Source organism: Streptomyces sp. UW30 (assembly GCF_008042075.1).
In the GTDB taxonomy this organism is placed as follows: Bacteria; Actinomycetota; Actinomycetes; order Streptomycetales; family Streptomycetaceae; genus Streptomyces.
Genome location: NZ_RDBN01000001.1, coordinates 235200 through 252049, shown reverse-complemented (window position 1 = coordinate 252049; position 16850 = coordinate 235200). Strand labels below are relative to the sequence as shown.

The window sequence follows — 16850 nt, the reverse complement described above, 5'->3', positions numbered from 1 at the left end:
CGGAACGTCGTCTTCGTGACGATCATGCTGGGGATGCTCCTGGCGGCCCTCGACCAGACGATCGTGGGCACCGCTCTGCCGACGATCGTGTCGGATCTCGGCGGGGCCGAGCACATGTCCTGGGTCGTCACGTCGTATCTGCTCGCGGAGACCGTGGCGACGGCCCTGGTCGGCAAGTTCGGCGACCAGTTCGGCCGGAAGCTGGTCTTCCAGGTCTCGGCGATCGTGTTCATCACGGGCTCGTTCCTGTGCGGTCTGGCCTCGAACATGACGCTGCTGATCCTCTGGCGGGCGATGCAGGGGGTCGGGGCCGGCGGGCTGATGGTGACGGCGATGGCGCTGATCGCGGACGTCATCCCGCTGCGCGAGCGCGGCAAGTACCAGGGCGCGATCGGTGCGGTGTTCGGCGTGGCGACGGTGATCGGACCGCTGCTCGGCGGGCTGTTCACCGACCATCTCACCTGGCGCTGGGCCTTCTACGTCAACGTCCCGATCGCGATCGTCGTCGTCATCGCGGCCGCCCGGACCATCCCGGTGGTCAAGTCGGCCTCCCGGCCGATCATCGACTACCTGGGCATCGGGCTCGTCGCGGTCGGGGCCAGCGCGCTGATCCTGGCGACGAGCTGGGGCGGCAATGAGTACGCGTGGGGCTCCGGCGTCATCATCGCGCTGTTCGTCGGGGGTGCGGTCGCGCTGGGTCTGTTCTGCTGGGCGGAGACGCGGGCGGCGGAGCCGATGCTGCCCATGCGGCTGTTCGGCAACCCGGTCTTCTCGGTGTGCTCCGTCCTCAGCTTCATCGTCGGCTTCGCGATGCTCGGCGCGCTGACGTATCTGCCGACGTATCTCCAGTACGTCGACGGTGACTCGGCCACCGTCTCCGGTGTGCGGACGCTGCCGATGGTGGCCGGGCTGCTCATCGCGTCCGTGTTCAGCGGCAACGTGGTCAGCAAGACCGGGAAGTACCGGATCTTCCCGATCGTCGGCTCCCTGGTGATGGGCGTCGGGCTGTTCCTGATGTCGCTCATGGGGCCGTCGACCGGTGCCTGGCTGGAATCGCTGTACATGTTCGTGCTCGGCACCGGTATCGGGCTGTGTATGCAGGTCCTGACGATCGCTGTGCAGAACACCGTCGACTACGCCGACCTCGGCACCGCGACCTCCGGCGTCACGTTCTTCCGGACGCTGGGCAGCTCGTTCGGCACGGCCGTCTTCGGCACGATCTACACGAACACGCTCACGCCCAGCCTCGCCGACGGGGTCGAGGCCGCCGCGAGAACGGGCTCCGGGCTCGATCCGGCCGCCATCAGCAGGGCCGCGACCAGCCCCGAGGGCCTGAACGGGCTGCCGCCGGCGGTCGCCGCGCCGATCGTCGACGCGTACGCCGACACGATCCAGACCGTGTTCCTCTGGGCGGTGCCGGTCGCGGCTCTCGGCTTCGTCATCGCGCTGTTCCTCAAGCAGGTGCCGCTGCGCGACAGTGCGCGCATGGCGTCCACCGACCTGGGCGACGGGTTCGCGTCCCCGCACGACCCCAATGCCCAGCGGGTGCTGGAGACGTCCGTCGGGCAGATCATCGGCGGCATGAGCCCCGACACCGCCCGCCGGATCATCGGGGCCTCCGAAACCCGCCTCGACGTGGCCGGCGCCTGGGCGGTGATGCAGGTCGAGATCCTGACGATCCTCGTCGGCCACGCGAGCCTGAACCTGATCGCGGCCCGCCGCCACCTGCCTCCCGAGGTACTGCTCCCCGTCTTCGACCGCATGGTCGACGAGGGCTACCTGACCCGCGACGGCGGCTCCCTCCTCTCCCACACTCCCGCGGGCGCCCGAGAGGCCCGGATCATCGGCACCGCCTGGGCGACCTGGCTGGAGGAACGCCTCCAGGACGACATCGGCCGCCCCCCGGGCACGGACCTGCGCGCCGCCGTCCACACCATCGCCAAGCGCCTCCTGGTGGAGGACCTCGACGCGGGCCTCACCGGCCGCGTACAGGAGCCGGCGTTGAGCAAGTCCCGCTGAGAATCCGGGTGCGGCCGGTGACGGCCCTCCGTGATACTCGCGGCATGTCTGCCGCGCCGGTGCGATTGGGCGATCCCCTCACCACGGTCTACGAGTTCAGCGACTCGATCCTGGTGCGCTGCCCGCGCTGTGAGGCACTCGCTCACGACGACCGAGACGAGGCATGGCGTCGTGCGGGCCTGCCACTGCTGCGGGCCATCACCGCCTCCGCGCCTCGGTCACCCCGCGGTGAGGCCGAGTCGCTCCAGCACCCCCGCCGTATCCGGCACCGCGTCCGCTCCGTCCGGCAGTGGGGGGCGGCGTACGAGCACGACCGGGAGGGCCCGGAAGCGGGCGGCCGTGAGTTTGGCGGAGGTGGCGTGTGCGCCGCTGTCCTTGGTCACCAGGACGTCGATGCGGTGCTCCCGCAGCAGGGCCGATTCGGCGGCCGGGGTGAAGGGGCCGCGGGCCAGGAGCACCTCGGTGTGCGGGGGCATGGGCGGCTCGGGTGGTTCGACGGAGCGTACGACGAAGTGCAGGTCCGTCAGGTGGGCGAAGGCCGCGAGGCCCAGGCGGCCGGTGGTCAGGAGCACGCGGTGTCCGAGGCCCGGCAGCAGAGCGGCGGCCTCGTCGAGGGATCCCGCGTCGTGCCAGCGGTCGCCGGGGCCGGCGTGCCAGCCGGGGCGGCGCAGGACCACCGCCGGGACGGCGGTCGACCTCGCGGCGCGGACCGCGTTCGCCGTGATCGACTCGGCGAAGGGGTGCGTGGCGTCGACGAGGAAGTCGACGTGCTCGGCGCGCAGCCAGTCCGCCAGGCCCTCCGCGCCGCCGAAGCCCCCGACGCGCACCTCCCCCTCGACCGCGCCCGGCCGTGACACACGCCCCGCGAGCGAGGTGGTGACACGGACGCCGGGATGCGCCGCGAGCGCGGCGGCGAGTTCGCGGGCCTCGGTGGTGCCGCCGAGGATCAGGATGTGGCGGGGGGACATGGGGCGAGCGTACGAGGTGCGGCGGGGGCGCGGGACTCGGAGGTCGGGTGCTCGCCGGGACTGTCGTTCCCCGAAGGCCGGTGCCCGCACGGGCATGTTCCCTGCCCGGACCCGTCAGTTCCGGTGCCCGCGGGAGCCCGCACCCGCTGGCCGTGCCTGTTCGACCCTGCGAACACTATGAACACAAACGAGCAGACCGTGGTTCCTCGCCCCGTCGCTCCCTAGCATCACGGCGCACGGCTCGAAGACGTGCCGACGAGAACGAGGAGCAGCGTCTTGGACTGGACGAGAACGCACGCAGTGATCCGCAGGTCTGTTCCGTCATCGGCACAGCGGCGTACGACGCTGGCCGCCGTGCTGGCCGGTGCCCTCGCCGTCGGCATCCTCGTCGGCGCCTCGAACGCCCGGGGCGACAGCGCGGAACCGGCCTCCGCGCAGTGCCCGGAGGCCATCGTCGACAAGGCCGACTGCTACACCGGCCAGGACGCGAACGGCGCCTACTACGCGATCGCCATACCCCACGAGTGGAACCGGTCCCTCGTCGTGCACGCCCACGGCGGCCCCGACCTCGGCGCGGAGTCCGACCCCGCCCGCAGCCTCGACGACCTGGGCCGCTGGTCGGTGATGGTGAAGGAGGGCTACGCCTGGGCGGGTTCGTCCTACCGCCGGGGCGGCTACGGGACGCGGATGGCCGCCGCCGACACGGAGAGCGTGCGCCGGCTGTTCGTCGAGGAGTTCGGCAAGCCGCGACGGACGTATGTGCACGGCCAGTCGTGGGGCGGGAACGTCGCCGCGAAGGTCGTGGAAACCTATGGCAGCCAGAAGGGCGCGTACGACGGGGCGCTGCTCACCAACGGAGTCCTGGGTGGCGGCTCGCGCGGCTACGACTACCGCGTCGACCTGCGCGTCGTCTACCAGTACTACTGCGGGAACCACCCCCGCCCGAGCGAGCCGCAGTACCCGCTGTGGCAGGGGCTGCGCGCCGGCTCGACCATGACGTCGGCCGGGCTGCGCGCCCGGCTCCAGGAGTGCACCGGATACGCGTCGCAGCCGCAGGAGCGGACCGCGCTCCAGCAGCGCAACCTCGACGACATCCTCGCGGTCACGCGGATCCCCGAGCGCACCCTGGAGTCGCATCTGCGGTTCGCGACCTTCACGTTCCGCGACATCGTGCACGAGCGCCTCGGGGACCGAAACCCCTTCGGCAACCAGGGCGTTCGCTACTCCGGGTCGCATGACGACGAGGCGCTCAACGCCGGTGTCGAACGGTTCGCCCCCGACCCCACGGCCGTACGGGATCTGTCCTACGACAGCGATCTCACCGGAAAGGTCTCGATTCCGGTGCTGACGCTGCACGCCATCGACGACCCGACGGCGTTCGTGGAGCACGAGGCGGCCTACCGGGCCACGCTCCAAGGGGCCCGGCGCGACGGTCACCTGGTGCAGACGTTCACCCGGGAGCACGAGCACAGTGAGCTGAGCGACGCCGAGTACGCCACGTCCATCGCCGCCCTCGACACCTGGGTGCGCAAGGGGAAGAAGCCCACGCCGAAGTCGGTCGCGGCGTCGTGCGGCGCGTTCGACGAGACGTACGGCACGGGCTGCCTCTACGACCCCGCCTTCCGTCCGCAGCCGTACGCCTCGCGCGTCGAGCCGCGACCGGGCGGGCTGCGGTGGCCGGCCATGACGGCCGGTCAGGAGCGGGCGTGGAGCGACATCGAGGGTGTCGGTATCGCTCCCTGAGCGGGGTCGGCCGGGGCGCTCGCTATCGTCCTGGCATGGGATCCGTACGGGCCGTTCTCATCGACATCGACGGGGTCCTCACCGTCTCGTGGCAGCCGCTGCCCGGGACGGTCGAGGCGTTGCGGGAGATCCGCGCGGCCGGGCTGCGTGTCGCGCTGGTCACCAACACGACCTCGCGGACACGGGCGTCGATCGCGCACACCCTTGCGGACGCCGGGTTCCCGGTGTCCGCCGACGACATCCTGACGGCGCCCGCCGTCACCGCCGCCCATCTCGCCGAGCACTTCCCGGGTGCGCGCTGTGTGCTGCTGAACAGCGGGGACATCGCGGAGGATCTGGGTGGAGTCACCCTCGTCGGCGAGGACGAGGGAGGGGAGAGCGCGCCGGACGTCGTGGTTGTCGGCGGTGCCGGGCCCGAGTTCGGGTACGCGGCGCTCGACCGGGCCTTCGGGTATCTCCAGCGCGGGGCGCGGCTGGTGGCCATGCACCGGAATCTGTACTGGCGTACGGACCGGGGGCTGCGGCTGGACACCGGCGCTTTCCTGGCCGGGCTGGAGAAGGCCGCGCGGGTCGAGGCGGAGATCACGGGGAAGCCGTCGGCCGCGTTCTTCGCGGCGGCGCTGGCGCATGTCGGGGTCGGTGCGGACGAGGCGGTGATGGTGGGGGACGACATCGAGTCGGACGTGCTGGCGGCGCAGCGGGCCGGTGTCACGGGTGTGCTGGTGCGGACCGGGAAGTATCTGCCGCAGACGCATCGGGACGCGAGCGGTACGCCGGACCATGTGATCGACTCGTTCGCCGATCTGCCCGCCCTGCTGAGGGAGCTGCGGGGCTCAGCGCAGCAGCAGCTGTAGGCCGCCCACGACCGTCGCCGCGATCACGAGCTGCTCGAACAGCCGCTGGTTGATGCGGTCCACGGCCCATTTGCCGAGCACCGCGCCGGGCACGACGAAGATCACCAGCGCGGCGTCGAGCAGCAGCGAGGAGCCGTCGATCAGGCCGAGTCCGGCGCTGAAGGGCACCTTGGAGACGTTGACGATCAGGAAGAAGAAGGCGGAGGTTCCCAGGAAGCCGAGCTTTCGGAAGCCGGCCGACAACAGGTACATCGACATCACGGGGCCGCCCGCGTTGGCGACCATCGTGGTGAAGCCGCCGAGGACGCCGTACGAGCGGGCCTTGACCCGGCCGGCCCGGGTGGTGACGGAGTCCGGCCCGGCCTCCCTGTCCGCCGTACGGCGGCGCCAGACCGTCACGCCCGCCATCAGCAGCAGGATCGCGCCGATCGACGTACGCACGATCTCGTCGTCCGCCCACACCAGGAACAGCGTGCCGAAGACCACGCCGGCGGCGACCGCGGGGAACAGCCGCCACAGGGTGGGCCAGTGGGCGTGCCGCCGGTAGGTGAGCACGGCGAGCACGTCGCCGGCGATCAGGATCGGCAGCAGGATGCCGGTGGAGGCGCGGGCGGGCAGTACGGCGGCGAAGACCGCCAGGCTGACCGTGTTGGCCCCGCTCACGGCCGTCTTCGAGAAGCCGACGAGCAGGGCCGCGAAGGCGAGCGCGGCGAACTCCCAGCCTGTTATGTGCCAAAGCGTCATCGTGTCCATGCGGAGACCGATGGTATGTGCAGACAACAGGACTGGTAATGACCGTCTCGCCAGTTGGGAGATTGCTAGTGCCGCTCCACCAGCACCGCGCTGCCCTGCCCCACCGCATCGAGACCTACGACACCCGGCTGGGCTGGCGCCTGGTCAACCCGGCGATGAAGGAACTCCACGGCCTGCTGTCCATGGGCGAGACGGCCGAGGAGGTCGCCGGGCGCTACGGCGTCCCGCGCGAGCGACAGGACGAGTTCGCGCTGCGCAGCCACCAACGGGCCGCCGAGGCCCGCAAGAACGGCCACTTCGACGACGAACTCCTGCCGGTGACGCGCCCGGACGGCGTGCTGGTCGACAGCGACGAGTGCATCCGCGAGGACACCTCGTACGAGAAGCTGTCCCGGCTGAAGGCCGTCTTCCGGGAGGGCGGCACGGTCACCGCGGGCAACGCCTCTCCGATGAACGACGGCGCCGCCGGCCTGCTCCTGGTCAGCGAGGAGGCCCTGAACGAACTGGGCCTGGAGTCCCTCGGCCGCTACGTCGCGGGCGCCTCCGCGGGCGTCCATCCCGACGTGATGGGCATCGGCCCGGTCCCCGCCACCCGCAAGGCCCTGGCCCGTGCCGACTGGACGATCGCCGACGTCCAGGAGGCCGAGTTCAACGAGGCGTTCGCCGCCCAGGCGCTCGCGTGCGTGGACCAGCTCGGGATCGACCCCGACCTGGTGAACGCCAGTGGCGGCGCCATCGCGCTGGGCCATCCGCTGGGTTGCTCGGGCGCACGGATCCTCACGACGCTGCTGCACCGGATGCGGCGGACGGGGTCGATCCCGAGCTGGTCCACGCACGCGAGCGCCTGGGCGGCGAACGCCTCGTTGAACTCGGCCTCCTGGACGTCGGCGATCGTCCAGTCGGCACGGGCCAGGGCCTTGCGGGGCAGGACGAAGGGGGCGCGGCTCATGGACTCGGAGCCGCCGGCGAGCACGATGTCGGCCTCGCCGGCCGCGATGGTGCGGGCGGCCGTCGTCACCGCCTCCAGGCCGGAGGCGCACAGGCGGTTGACCGTGGCGCCCGGCACGGACTCCGGGAGGCCGGCGAGCAGCGCGGCCATCCGGGCGACGTTGCGGTTGTCCTCGCCGGCCTGGTTGGCTGCGCCCCAGTAGACGTCGTCGATGCGCGCCGGATCGAGTGCGGGGACGTCGGCGACGAGGCCCCTGATCACGGTCGCGGCGAGATCGTCGGGCCGTACGGACGACAGTGCTCCGCGCAGTTTGCCGATGGGGGTGCGGCGGGCGGCCGCGAAGTGGACGGGACGCACGACAGGACTCCTGACCGGGCAGTATGGATCGGCACCCTGTTAATTAGCACCGCTAGTTTTTGACTATAGACCGACCTGCGGCACCCTGGGAAGATCCCCGGGAAGCTTCAGCGACGGAGCCGGAAGCAGCCGAACGCAGCCGGAGGACCAATGGCCGACACCCGCGAGCATGCCCTCGACGGAAGCCGGGGATCGATCGCCGTACGCGAATGGCCGAATCCTCGGCCTCGGCACGTCGCGCTCGTGCTCCACGGCTACGGCGAGCACGTGGGCCGATACGCCGAGGTGGCGGACGTGCTGGCCAGGCATGGCGCGGCCGTGTTCGGGCCGGATCACGTCGGTCACGGGAGGTCGGCGGGCGAGCGTGTGGTGATCGAGGACTTCGAGGACGTGGTCGCCGATGTGCACGCCGTCGCCGCTCTGGCCCGGGCCGCGCATCCGGATGTACCGGTCGTCCTGGTCGGGCACTCGATGGGCGCACTGGTGGCGGCACGGTACGCGCAGCTGTACGGCGACGAGCTGGCCGCCCTGGTGCTGTCCGGGCCCGTGATCGGCGACTGGGAGCTGCCCCGGCGGCTGCTCTCCCACGCCGAGATCCCCGACACCCCCATCAGCCCGGCCGCCCTCTCGCGCGATCCGGAGGTGGGCGTCGCGTACACGAGGGATCCGCTGGTCTGGCACGGGCCGATGAAGCGGCCGACGGTGGAGGCGTTCGTGCGGATGCTGGACACCGTGTCCAAGAGCGGTGGCATCGGGCGCCTGCCGCTGCTGTGGCTGCACGGCGACGACGACCGGCTCGTCCCGCTCGCCGGGAGCCGCGTCGGGATCGAGGAGCTGCGCGGGAACGACGCGACCGAGCGTGTCTACGCCGGGGCCCGGCACGAGGTGTTCCACGAGACGAACAAGGAGCAGGTCTTCGCGGACCTGATCCACTTCCTGGACGGTGTGTTCGCACCCTGAGACACGTCGCGTTTGCACCGGTTCGGCCTGGGCACCCGCGCCGGCATGGAGTGGTCGCAGTGACCTCAGTGGTGGGCGCCGCACGCTCCATGTCGGCCTGGATCACGCCAGAAGGAGGAGCCCGGAATGCCTGTGGTCAACAGCACCCTGCCCGAACCGGCTCGCCGAGTCGCCGGGGACGCCCTGCAGAGCACGCTCGTCGATCTTCTCGGAATCTCGCTGATCGGGAAGCAGGCGCACTGGAACATCGTGGGCCCGCGCTTCCGGTCGATCCATCTCCAGCTCGACGAGGTGGTCTCGACGGCACGCACGTACGCGGACACGGTCGCCGAACGCTGCGCGGCGCTCGGCCTGCCGCCCGACGGCCGGCCGGAGACGATCGCCGCGGCCTACACGCTGCCCGGCCCGAAGGAAGGCTGGGTGCGCGACACGGAGGTCGTCCAGCTGGTCGTGGACACCCTGGCGGGAGCCATCGAGCGGCTGCGCGCCCGCATCACCGCCACCGCCGAGCCGGACCCGGTGACCCAGGACCTGCTGATCGGCATCACGAGCGAGCTGGAGAAGCAGCGGTGGATGTTCGACGCCGAGAACTGGCCGCGCGCCGAGTGACACCACGCGCCGCACGCCGACAGCCTTACCCGGAGACAAGGGGCACACCGTGACCGACGCCCTCGAACTCGACGCGCTGTGGGAGGACTTCCACCGCGTGGTGAACATGACCTCCCAGGAGCTGGCAGGCTGGCTGCGGGTCAGGGACGCGGAGGAGGAGAGCGAGCCGCTGCCGGACCGGGCCGGCCCGCCGACCGGGCAGCATGTCCTCGCGATCCTCCAGAAGCGGCGCATGGACCTCACGGACGACGACATCCAGGTGATGTACGACGTCGTGGACACCGTGACCGAGGAACCGGACCTGGAGAACGAACCCGAGCCGGAGCAGACGCGCAGGCGGCATCAGCTGATGACGATCGGCCATGATCCGCTGAGGCCATGAGCGACGACCCGCGCGTCGTATCGCTGGTCTTGGAGCCACCCAACTCGACGACGGGAGCGAGCTGTTGACCGACGAGGTGGCCGAAGACAGCCTCCGTCGGGCCTCATGATCGTGACAGACTGCTCGGACACACCGTCGTCGAGCGCAGGGAGATTCGTGTGACCGGGTCCGAGCCGGCCATATCGAGGATCGACACGAGCAGGCCGCATCCGGCCCGGGTCTACGACTGGTTCCTCGGCGGCAAGGACAACTACCCCGTCGACGAGGAACTCGGCCGGCGGATCACCGCGATGCAGGGCGACGCTCCACGGCACGCGCGCGCCAACCGCCGCTTCATGGAACGGGCCACGCGGGCGATCGTCCAGGAAACGGGAATCAGCCAGTTCCTGGACATCGGCTCCGGCATCCCGACCGAGCCGAACCTGCACCAGATCGCCCAGTCCGTCGTCCCGCACGCACGGGTGGTGTACGTCGACAACGACCCGATCGTCCTCGCGCACGCTGACGCCCTGCTGCGCGGAACCCCTGAGGGTGTGACCGAGTATGTGCAGGCCGACGCGCGGGAACCGGAGCGGATCCTCGAACAGGCCGCCTCCGCGCTCGACTTCGGCCGGCCGGTCGCCCTGTCGCTGGTCGCGCTGCTGCACTTCATCGCGGACGACGACGGCGCCCATGAACTCGTGGACACGCTGGTCGGCGCGCTGGCGCCGGGCAGTTGCCTGGTCCTGTCGGCGATGACCGCCGACTTCGAACCGGAGAACGTCCATCGGGGTATCGCGGCCTACAAGGCGAGCGGGGTGACGCTCGTGGCCCGCTCGCACGCCGAAATGGGTCGTCTTTTCAAGGGACTCGAGCTGCTGGAGCCGGGCATCGTCTCCCTGTCGGACTGGCGGCCCGGCGAGAGCGAGGACGGGGAGCGCGGCGAGCCCGTGTCCCTGTACGGAGCGGTCGGCCTCAAGCGCTGACCCGCGCCCGAGCCCGCACCCCGCTCGACGAGCGGCTCAGCCCAGCAACCACCCTCCGTCCACGGCGAGTTCGACCGCGTTGACCGACCGGTTGCGGAGCAGGAAGTCGACCGCCTCCACGACGTCGGCCATCGTGGCCAGCCGCCCCGTGGGCGTTCTGGCACGCAACCCCGCCAGCACCTCCTCGGGCTTGTCCCGCCAGTGCGGGCTGTCCCCCACGACCCCGGGATGCACGGCGTTGACCCGCACCGGCGCCAGTTCCACGGCAAGGGTGTTCACCAGACCGCGCACGCCCGCGTTGACGGTCGCCACCGTCGTCGCCCCCACATAGGGCCGCTCCTTGGCCTGACCGCCGAACAGCACGATCGCGCTGTCCTCGTGCAGCCGTGGGCCGAGGGCGTGCACGACCTCGGTGTAGCCGACGAGTTTGAGCGTGACGAGACGCAGAGCGGCTTCGATGTCGTACGTGGCGACACGGTTCTCGTCACGCGAGATGCCCGCGATCACCAGGTGGTCCACGCGCCCGACCCCGGCCAGCGCGGCGGCGATCTCCCGCGGCCGGGACAGGTCGAGGGCGAAGCCCTGGCCGGCCCCGATCTCCTTGGCCACCGTGCCGGCACGGTGGGCGTCCCGGCCGGTGACGACCACCTCGTCGCCCCGCCCCGCGCGCAAGCGGGCGAACGCGCGGCCGATCCCGGACGTACCGCCCACGACAAGGACACTGCTCATCGGCCCAGGGCCTCCCTCAGGTACTCCCAGTCCCGCGTGAACCGGTACGAGTGCCGCGACGGCGGCTGCGGTGCCTGTGTCTCCAGCCAACGCAGCGGCCCCTCCCCCGCGTTGGAGAACCCGTGCACACAGCCGGCGCCCGCCCACGCCACGTCACCCGGGCCCAGCCGGTACCGCTCACCGTCGAAGGTGGCGTCCACGACCCCCTCCAGGAACAGGTACGTCTCCTCGAAGGGATGGTCGTGCGTGCCGGCCACCCCGTCCGGCGCGTACTGCACCATGAACATCGTCGAGGCGACCGCGCCGAGATCGCTGTCGACCATCGTCTTCACCGTGATCCCGCTGTACACGAGCAGCGCGGTCCGCATGCTCGCCGACACCGCGAGCAGGTCCTGAGACTGTTTGCCGGGGTCCATCTGCGCGGGCTCGAAGTGGCCGAGGGACCGGGTGCGCGGGTCGCGGACGTCGACGCGGACGGGGTCGCGCTCCGGCAGCGCGGGGACGGCCTGGGTGTCGTGGCCGTAGCGGGCCCGCGGCACCGGGGCGAGCATGTCGGCCCAGCGCCCGCCGGTGTCCCCGGCGCCGCGCCAGGCGTGCGGTACGCCGGTCGGGAGGAGGCCGTAGTCGCCCTCTTCGAGGAGGTACGAGCCCTCGGGCACGTCGAGGACCACGCCCCCGTCGAGCACGTGGAAACTCTCCTCGTAGGAGTGCACATGGGCGGCGACCCGGCCGTCGGGCCGTATCCCGCACAGGCCGAAGCCGGTGTGCACGCTGCCGTCCTCCTCGCCCACCAACTCCCGCCGCCCGTACCCGAGTTCACTGTAGGGCGGCTCCTGAAGGTCTGCGGCGAGGCGCACCAGGTGTCGGGTCATGCCGCGCTCTTCGCCTCCTTCGCGGCCAGGAGCCGGTCGCAGGACTCCTGGACCAGCCGCCGGGCCCGGTCGACATCGGCGACGAGCCGGCCGTCGCGCTTGTGGACCACTCCGTCGACGATGACCGTGTCGACGTTGGAGACGTCCGCCGACAGGGTCACCGCGGCGGCCGCGTCGTGCACCGGGGCGACGTTCAGGGCGGTGGCGTCGATGGCGACGACGTCGGCGCGCTTCCCGGGTGTGAGGGAGCCGGTGCGGTGTTCGAGGCCGGCGACGTGGGCGCCGTTGCGTGTCGCCATCTCCAGCAACTGACGTGCCGTCAACATGCTGTCGGGGACCGGCATGTTGGCCTTCCAGCAGTCGGCGTTGACGCGGGCGCGCTCGGCTCCGAAGGCCGCGCGGATCTGGGTGAACATGTCGCCGGGCACGGTGGTGACGACGTCGATGCTCAGGGATGGCCGCAGCCCGTACTCGACGGCCTTCATCACGGGCGGCCAGCCGTGCCCCATCTGCACCTCGACCTGCGGCGCGATCGAGACCGTACCGCCGCTGTCGGCGACCATCTGCCACTCGTCCTCGTGGAGGTAGCAGCAGTGGATGTAGGTGGTGTCGGGACCGAGGAGCCCCAGGTCGCTCAGTTGCCTGACCATCCCGAAGCGGCCCGCGAGGCGGCCCATCGCCACATGAACGGTGATCGGGATGTCCAGCTCGCGGGCGAGCGCCCACTCGGCGGTGACGACGTCGTTGACGCAGAAGCCGGGGCCGCGCGTGGCGAGCGCCATCGTGAGCAGCCCGTCGTCGGAGGCGAAGTGCGTCTCACGGATGCGCCGGACGTCGTCGCCGGGTATCGCGATCCTGCTCTCGAACCAGTAGTCGGCGAGGGAGGTGTTGGCGCTGCCGTACGCGTACTGGGCGCGGATCCCGGTCTCCTTGAGGGCCTGGATCGCGGCGTCCGGATGGGCGGGCGTGTTGTTGATGTGGGACCAGTCGACGAGCGTGGTGATGCCGGCGTTCAGACACTCCAGCGAGCCCGCGAGGTTGGCCGCGTACACGTCCTCGGGGGTGTACAGCGGGGCGAAGGTGTCGAGGATGTCGACGAAGTAGTCGTCCAAGGTGGCGTCCGGGGCGACATTGCGGATGGACGCCTCCCAGGTGTGGCGGTGGGTGTCCACGAAGCCGGGGATCACGATCCGGCCGGTCATGTCGAGCGCTTCCGCGTCGGCGCTGATCTCCCGCTGCACCGCCACGATCTTTCCGTCCTCGATGAGGACGTCCCCCTGGGGCAGGTCCCCGACGTCGGGGTCCATCGACAGTACGTGACCGCCTCGCAGGAGTATCCGATTGCTCATCGCCCTTCCTCCCATGGGATGTTCAGTAAGCGGCGAGGCCTCGTACGGCCGCCACGACCTTGTCGACGGTGGGGATCACCCGCTCCTCCAGCACGTCGGCGAACGGCAGCGGGACGCACTCCCCCGCCACCCGCCTGACCGGCGCGTCCAGCAGAGAAAACCCCTCGTCCGCGACGACCGAGACGAGCGTCGCGCCCCAGCCGCCCTGGTACGGGTTCTCCTCGACGGTGACGAGCCGCGAGGTCCGCCCGAGCGAGGCGAGCACGGTGGTGACATCCAGCGGCACCAGGCAGCGCAGGTCGACGACCTCGGCGTCGATGCCCTCGCCGGACAGCAGCTCGGCTGCCTTCAGCGCGACCGGCACCATCGAGGCGAGCGCGACGAGCGTGACGTCGGCGCCCTCCCGGACGACGGCGGCGCGGCCCAGCTCGACGAGGTGGTCCGGCGGCGCGGGTGTGCCCTTGGCGGCGAGGAGCCCCTTGTGCTCGAAGAAGACGACCGGGTCGTCGCTGCGGATCGCCGCCGCCATCATGCCGATCACGTCGGCGGGGGTCGCCGGTGCGGCGATCTTCAGTCCGGGCACGGTGAGCGCCCAGTTCTCGGTGGCCTGGGAGTGCTGGGCGCCGAAGCCGAGCCCGCCGCCGTTGGCGGTGCGCACGACCAGCGGAACGGTGACCTGACCGCCCGTCATGTACCGGACCTTGGGGATCTCGTTGGCGAGGTAGTCCCAGCAGCAGGCCAGGAAGTCGGAGAACATGATCTCGGCGACCGGCCGCATCCCGGTCATCGCGGCGCCCATGGCGGCCCCCACGATGGCCTGCTCGGAGATGGGCGTGTCCCACACGCGCTCGGGCCCGAACTCCTTGAACAGCCCGACGGTCGTCTTGAACACGCCACCGGCCTCGCCGATGTCCTCGCCCAGACAGACGACGGACGCATCGCGCCGCATCTCCCGCGCGATGCCCTCGGCGACCGCCTCCCGGTAGCTGATCACGTCCGCCACGCCGCACCTCCGTCGGCCCATACGTCGGTCAGCGCCTGGTCCGGATCGGGCGGCGGGGCGGCCTTGGCGGCCTCAACTGCCTTCCGCACGAGGGTCATTGCGCGCTCGTCCGCCTCACCGACCACCGCCTCGGGCACCCCCGTCCCGACCAGCCGCCCGCGCGCCAGGTCCAGCGGGTCGTGCTTGAGCCAGCGTTCGACCTCCTCGGCGGGACGGTAGGTGCCCGGGTCGGCGCGGCTGTGCCCGAAGTGCCGGTAGGTCTGCGCCTCCAGCAGTGCGGGCCCGTCTCCCGCTCGGGCCCGCGCCGCGAGGCGGGTCACCGTCTCCTGAACGGCGACCACGTCATTGCCGTCCACGACCTCGCCGGGGATGCCGTACGCGGGCGCCCGGTCGGCGGCCGGCCGGGCCACCGCCGTGACGTCGGCGATCGGCGTGTACTCCATGTACAGGTTGTTCTCGCAGACGAACAGCACCGGCAGCTTCCATACGGCGGCCAGGTTGAGCGCCTCGTGGAAGGCGCCGATGTTGGTCGCGCCGTCGCCGAAGAAGGCCACCGCGATCTGGTCGGTGCCGCGCAGCTTGGCCGACCAGGCGGCGCCGGCCGCCATCGGGAGGTGGGCGCCGACGATGGCGTAGGAGCCGAGCATGCCGGTGGACGCCTTCGTCAGGTGCATGGAGCCGCCCTTGGCCTTGCACAGGCCCGTTGCCCGGCTCATGAGTTCGGCGAGGCACTCCTCGGGGGTGGCGCCCCGGGCCATCGCGTGATGGTGGCCGCGGTAGGTGGCGAAGACGTAGTCGTCGGGGCGCAGGGCGGCGCTCGCGCCGACGGCGATGGCCTCGTGTCCGGCGGCGAGGTGGGTGGTGCCCTTGACCAGGCCCTGGAGGAACAGGTCGTGGGCGGCCTTCTCCGTACGGCGGATGACGGCCATCTGCTCGTAGGCGGCGAGGAGTTCGGCCGGTTCCATCAGCGCGTCCCGTTGCCGTGGGAGGTGTTGAGGTGGGACTGCGCCTCGCGCCGGGTGTTGAGCTCGCCGCCCACCGTCCAGTACTTGCGGCCCGCGACCAGCAGTTCCTCCGCCGGGAACTTGGTGATGACCTCGCAGCCGTCGGCGGTGACGACCACTTCCTCCTCGATGCGGGCGGCGGACCAGCCGTCGGCGGCCGGCCAGTAGGTCTCCAGGGCGAACACCATGCCCTCTTCGAGGACTTCCGGGTGGTCGAGGGAAACCAGTCGGCTGAAGATCGGCTTCTCCCAGATCGACAGGCCGACGCCATGGCCGTACTGCAAAGCGAACGCGGCCGTCTCGTCGGCGAAGCCGAACTCCTCGGCGCGCGGCCAGACCCGCACGATGTCGGCGGTGGTGGCGCCGGGGCGGACGAGGGCGATGGCCCGGTCCATGTACTCACGGCAGCGGACGTAGGCGTCGCGCTGGGCGCCGGAGGCGCTGCCGACGGCGAAGGTGCGGTAGTAGCAGGTGCGGTAGCCGAGGTGGCTGTGCAGGATGTCGAAGAAGGCGGGGTCACCGGGCCGGATCAGGCGGTCGCTGTAGACGTGCGGGTGGGGTGAACAGCGCTCGCCGGAGATCGCGTTGACGCCCTCGACGTACTCGCTGCCGAGGTCGTACAGCACCTTGCTGACCACGCCGACGCACTCGTTCTCGCGCACTCCGGGGCGCAGATAGCCGTACAGCTCCTCGTACGCGGCATCCACCATCGCGCAGGCCTGGGTGAGCAGGGAGATCTCGTCCGGTGTCTTGATGCGGCGGGCCTCCAGGAAGACCTGCTGTCCGTCGACGACCTCGATGCCCTCGGCGCGCAGGGCGGTGAGGATCGGCATCTCGGTGACGTCGATGCCGAGCGGTTCGCCGGCCAGGCCGTGTTCGCGCAGCTCGGTGGCGATCTTCCGGGCGACGTCCTCGGCTATCCCGGCATCCGGGTGGAAGGCGCCACGGAGGGTGGAGATGCCTGCGCGGGCGCCGGTGGGTGGGCCGTCCTTGCCGTCGCTGTAGTCGAGCCACGGGTTGTAGAGCTGGTGGTGGCGGGCGGCGGAGCCGAAGTCCCAGACGACGGGTTCGCCGCCGCGCACCAGCAGGGCGAAGCGGATCAGCTTGTCCATCGCCCAGGTGCCGATGTGCGTGGCGGTCATGTAGCGGATGTTGGCGAAGTCGAAGCTGAGGACCGCGCCCAGCTCGGAGCGGTCCAGGGTCTCGCCCAGGCGGGCCAGCCGCTGTCTGCGCAGCCGGTCGAGGTCGACGCGCTCTTCCCAGTCGACAGCATTGGGCCCGAATGTGCGGATCGCCATGGCGACCACCCCCACTTCGGAGTGAACGACTGTCCC

The 16850-nt window shown here is 71.1% G+C and carries 15 protein-coding genes and 2 pseudogenes; 8 read left to right on the top strand and 9 right to left on the bottom strand.

The window, feature by feature from the left end:
* Positions 1-24: 24 nt before the first annotated feature.
* Positions 25-2019 carry an MDR family MFS transporter gene (locus tag EAO75_RS01160; RefSeq protein WP_410092140.1) on the top strand — a complete coding sequence of 665 codons (1995 nt, stop codon included), beginning with the start codon at positions 25-27 and terminating at the stop codon, positions 2017-2019.
* 218 nt (positions 2020-2237) lie between these two features.
* Here the strand turns inward: EAO75_RS01160 and EAO75_RS01155 are convergent, their stop codons facing one another.
* Positions 2238-2987 carry a cobalt-precorrin-6A reductase gene (locus EAO75_RS01155; protein WP_147993140.1) on the bottom strand — a complete coding sequence of 250 codons (750 nt, stop codon included), beginning with the start codon at positions 2985-2987 and terminating at the stop codon, positions 2238-2240.
* 276 nt (positions 2988-3263) lie between these two features.
* On the opposite strand from EAO75_RS01155, the gene EAO75_RS01150 reads away from it, so the two are divergent.
* The gene (locus EAO75_RS01150; protein WP_261989099.1) at positions 3264-4730 is read left to right on the top strand and encodes a hypothetical protein; all 1467 of its coding nucleotides are present in this window, start codon (positions 3264-3266) and stop codon (positions 4728-4730) included.
* A gap of 35 nt (positions 4731-4765) precedes the next feature.
* A complete protein-coding gene (locus EAO75_RS01145) occupies positions 4766-5584 on the top strand; it encodes an HAD-IIA family hydrolase (RefSeq protein ID WP_147993139.1) in 819 nt (272 codons plus the stop codon).
* Here the strand turns inward: EAO75_RS01145 and EAO75_RS01140 are convergent.
* A complete protein-coding gene (locus EAO75_RS01140; protein WP_147993138.1) occupies positions 5564-6337 on the bottom strand; it encodes a sulfite exporter TauE/SafE family protein in 774 nt (257 codons plus the stop codon). The two genes, EAO75_RS01145 and EAO75_RS01140, sit on opposite strands and share 21 nt — an antisense overlap.
* 92 nt (positions 6338-6429) lie before the next feature.
* On the opposite strand from EAO75_RS01140, the pseudogene EAO75_RS01135 reads away from it, so the two are divergent.
* Positions 6430-7170 (top strand): annotated as a pseudogene (locus EAO75_RS01135) (thiolase family protein); the annotation flags it as partial.
* 17 nt (positions 7171-7187) lie between these two features.
* On the opposite strand, the pseudogene EAO75_RS01130 reads toward EAO75_RS01135, so the two are convergent.
* A pseudogene (locus tag EAO75_RS01130) lies at positions 7188-7643 on the bottom strand (beta-ketoacyl synthase N-terminal-like domain-containing protein); the annotation flags it as partial.
* Positions 7644-7793: 150 nt separating this feature from the next.
* Here EAO75_RS01130 and EAO75_RS01125 point away from each other — a divergent pair.
* The 4 genes from EAO75_RS01125 (at position 7794) to EAO75_RS01110 (ending at position 10559) form a co-directional block, all read left to right on the top strand.
* Positions 7794-8603, top strand: a complete 810-nt coding sequence (locus EAO75_RS01125; protein ID WP_147993137.1) for an alpha/beta fold hydrolase — start codon at positions 7794-7796, stop codon at positions 8601-8603.
* 126 nt (positions 8604-8729) lie between these two features.
* Positions 8730-9212 (top strand): Dps family protein, encoded by a 483-nt coding sequence (locus EAO75_RS01120; protein ID WP_147993136.1) that lies wholly within the window; start codon positions 8730-8732, stop codon positions 9210-9212.
* 49 nt (positions 9213-9261) lie between these two features.
* The gene (locus EAO75_RS01115) at positions 9262-9594 is read left to right on the top strand and encodes a DUF3140 domain-containing protein (protein WP_147993135.1); all 333 of its coding nucleotides are present in this window, start codon (positions 9262-9264) and stop codon (positions 9592-9594) included.
* Between the two features lie 158 nt (positions 9595-9752).
* Entirely contained in the window at positions 9753-10559 is an 807-nt protein-coding gene (locus EAO75_RS01110; protein WP_147993134.1) for an SAM-dependent methyltransferase, read from the top strand.
* Between the two features lie 36 nt (positions 10560-10595).
* On the opposite strand, the gene EAO75_RS01105 is transcribed toward EAO75_RS01110, so the two are convergent.
* Genes EAO75_RS01105 through EAO75_RS01080 form a run of 6 tightly spaced genes read right to left on the bottom strand, consistent with a single transcriptional unit; the run spans position 10596 to position 16814 of the window.
* Positions 10596-11288 carry an SDR family oxidoreductase gene (locus tag EAO75_RS01105; RefSeq protein WP_147993133.1) on the bottom strand — a complete coding sequence of 231 codons (693 nt, stop codon included), beginning with the start codon at positions 11286-11288 and terminating at the stop codon, positions 10596-10598.
* Complete coding sequence (locus tag EAO75_RS01100; protein ID WP_147993132.1) at positions 11285-12160, bottom strand: cupin domain-containing protein; 876 nt, start codon at positions 12158-12160, stop codon at positions 11285-11287. The genes EAO75_RS01105 and EAO75_RS01100 overlap by 4 nt, the downstream gene beginning before the upstream one ends.
* Positions 12157-13509, bottom strand: a complete 1353-nt coding sequence (locus EAO75_RS01095; RefSeq protein ID WP_147993131.1) for an amidohydrolase family protein — start codon at positions 13507-13509, stop codon at positions 12157-12159. Before EAO75_RS01095 ends, EAO75_RS01100 begins: the two co-directional genes overlap by 4 nt.
* Positions 13510-13531: 22 nt before the next feature.
* Positions 13532-14512 carry an alpha-ketoacid dehydrogenase subunit beta gene (locus EAO75_RS01090; protein ID WP_147993130.1) on the bottom strand — a complete coding sequence of 327 codons (981 nt, stop codon included), beginning with the start codon at positions 14510-14512 and terminating at the stop codon, positions 13532-13534.
* Positions 14500-15477: a thiamine pyrophosphate-dependent dehydrogenase E1 component subunit alpha gene (locus EAO75_RS01085; protein ID WP_147993129.1), complete on the bottom strand. Its 978-nt coding sequence runs from the start codon at positions 15475-15477 to the stop codon at positions 14500-14502. The genes EAO75_RS01090 and EAO75_RS01085 overlap by 13 nt, the downstream gene beginning before the upstream one ends.
* Positions 15477-16814, bottom strand: a complete 1338-nt coding sequence (locus EAO75_RS01080) for a M24 family metallopeptidase (RefSeq protein ID WP_147993128.1) — start codon at positions 16812-16814, stop codon at positions 15477-15479. The genes EAO75_RS01085 and EAO75_RS01080 overlap by 1 nt, the downstream gene beginning before the upstream one ends.
* Positions 16815-16850 lie beyond the last annotated feature (36 nt).

Coding starts and splice junctions, on each gene's coding strand:
- EAO75_RS01160 (WP_410092140.1), top strand. CDS start 25: ATGCTGGGGATGCTCCTGGCGGCCCTCGACCAGACGATCGTGGGCACC.
- EAO75_RS01080 (WP_147993128.1), bottom strand. CDS start 16,814: ATGGCGATCCGCACATTCGGGCCCAATGCTGTCGACTGGGAAGAGCGC.
- EAO75_RS01125 (WP_147993137.1), top strand. CDS start 7,794: ATGGCCGACACCCGCGAGCATGCCCTCGACGGAAGCCGGGGATCGATC.
- EAO75_RS01085 (WP_147993129.1), bottom strand. CDS start 15,477: ATGGAACCGGCCGAACTCCTCGCCGCCTACGAGCAGATGGCCGTCATC.
- EAO75_RS01105 (WP_147993133.1), bottom strand. CDS start 11,288: ATGAGCAGTGTCCTTGTCGTGGGCGGTACGTCCGGGATCGGCCGCGCG.
- EAO75_RS01145 (WP_147993139.1), top strand. CDS start 4,766: ATGGGATCCGTACGGGCCGTTCTCATCGACATCGACGGGGTCCTCACC.
- EAO75_RS01140 (WP_147993138.1), bottom strand. CDS start 6,337: ATGGACACGATGACGCTTTGGCACATAACAGGCTGGGAGTTCGCCGCG.
- EAO75_RS01120 (WP_147993136.1), top strand. CDS start 8,730: ATGCCTGTGGTCAACAGCACCCTGCCCGAACCGGCTCGCCGAGTCGCC.
- EAO75_RS01100 (WP_147993132.1), bottom strand. CDS start 12,160: ATGACCCGACACCTGGTGCGCCTCGCCGCAGACCTTCAGGAGCCGCCC.
- EAO75_RS01095 (WP_147993131.1), bottom strand. CDS start 13,509: ATGAGCAATCGGATACTCCTGCGAGGCGGTCACGTACTGTCGATGGAC.
- EAO75_RS01155 (WP_147993140.1), bottom strand. CDS start 2,987: ATGTCCCCCCGCCACATCCTGATCCTCGGCGGCACCACCGAGGCCCGC.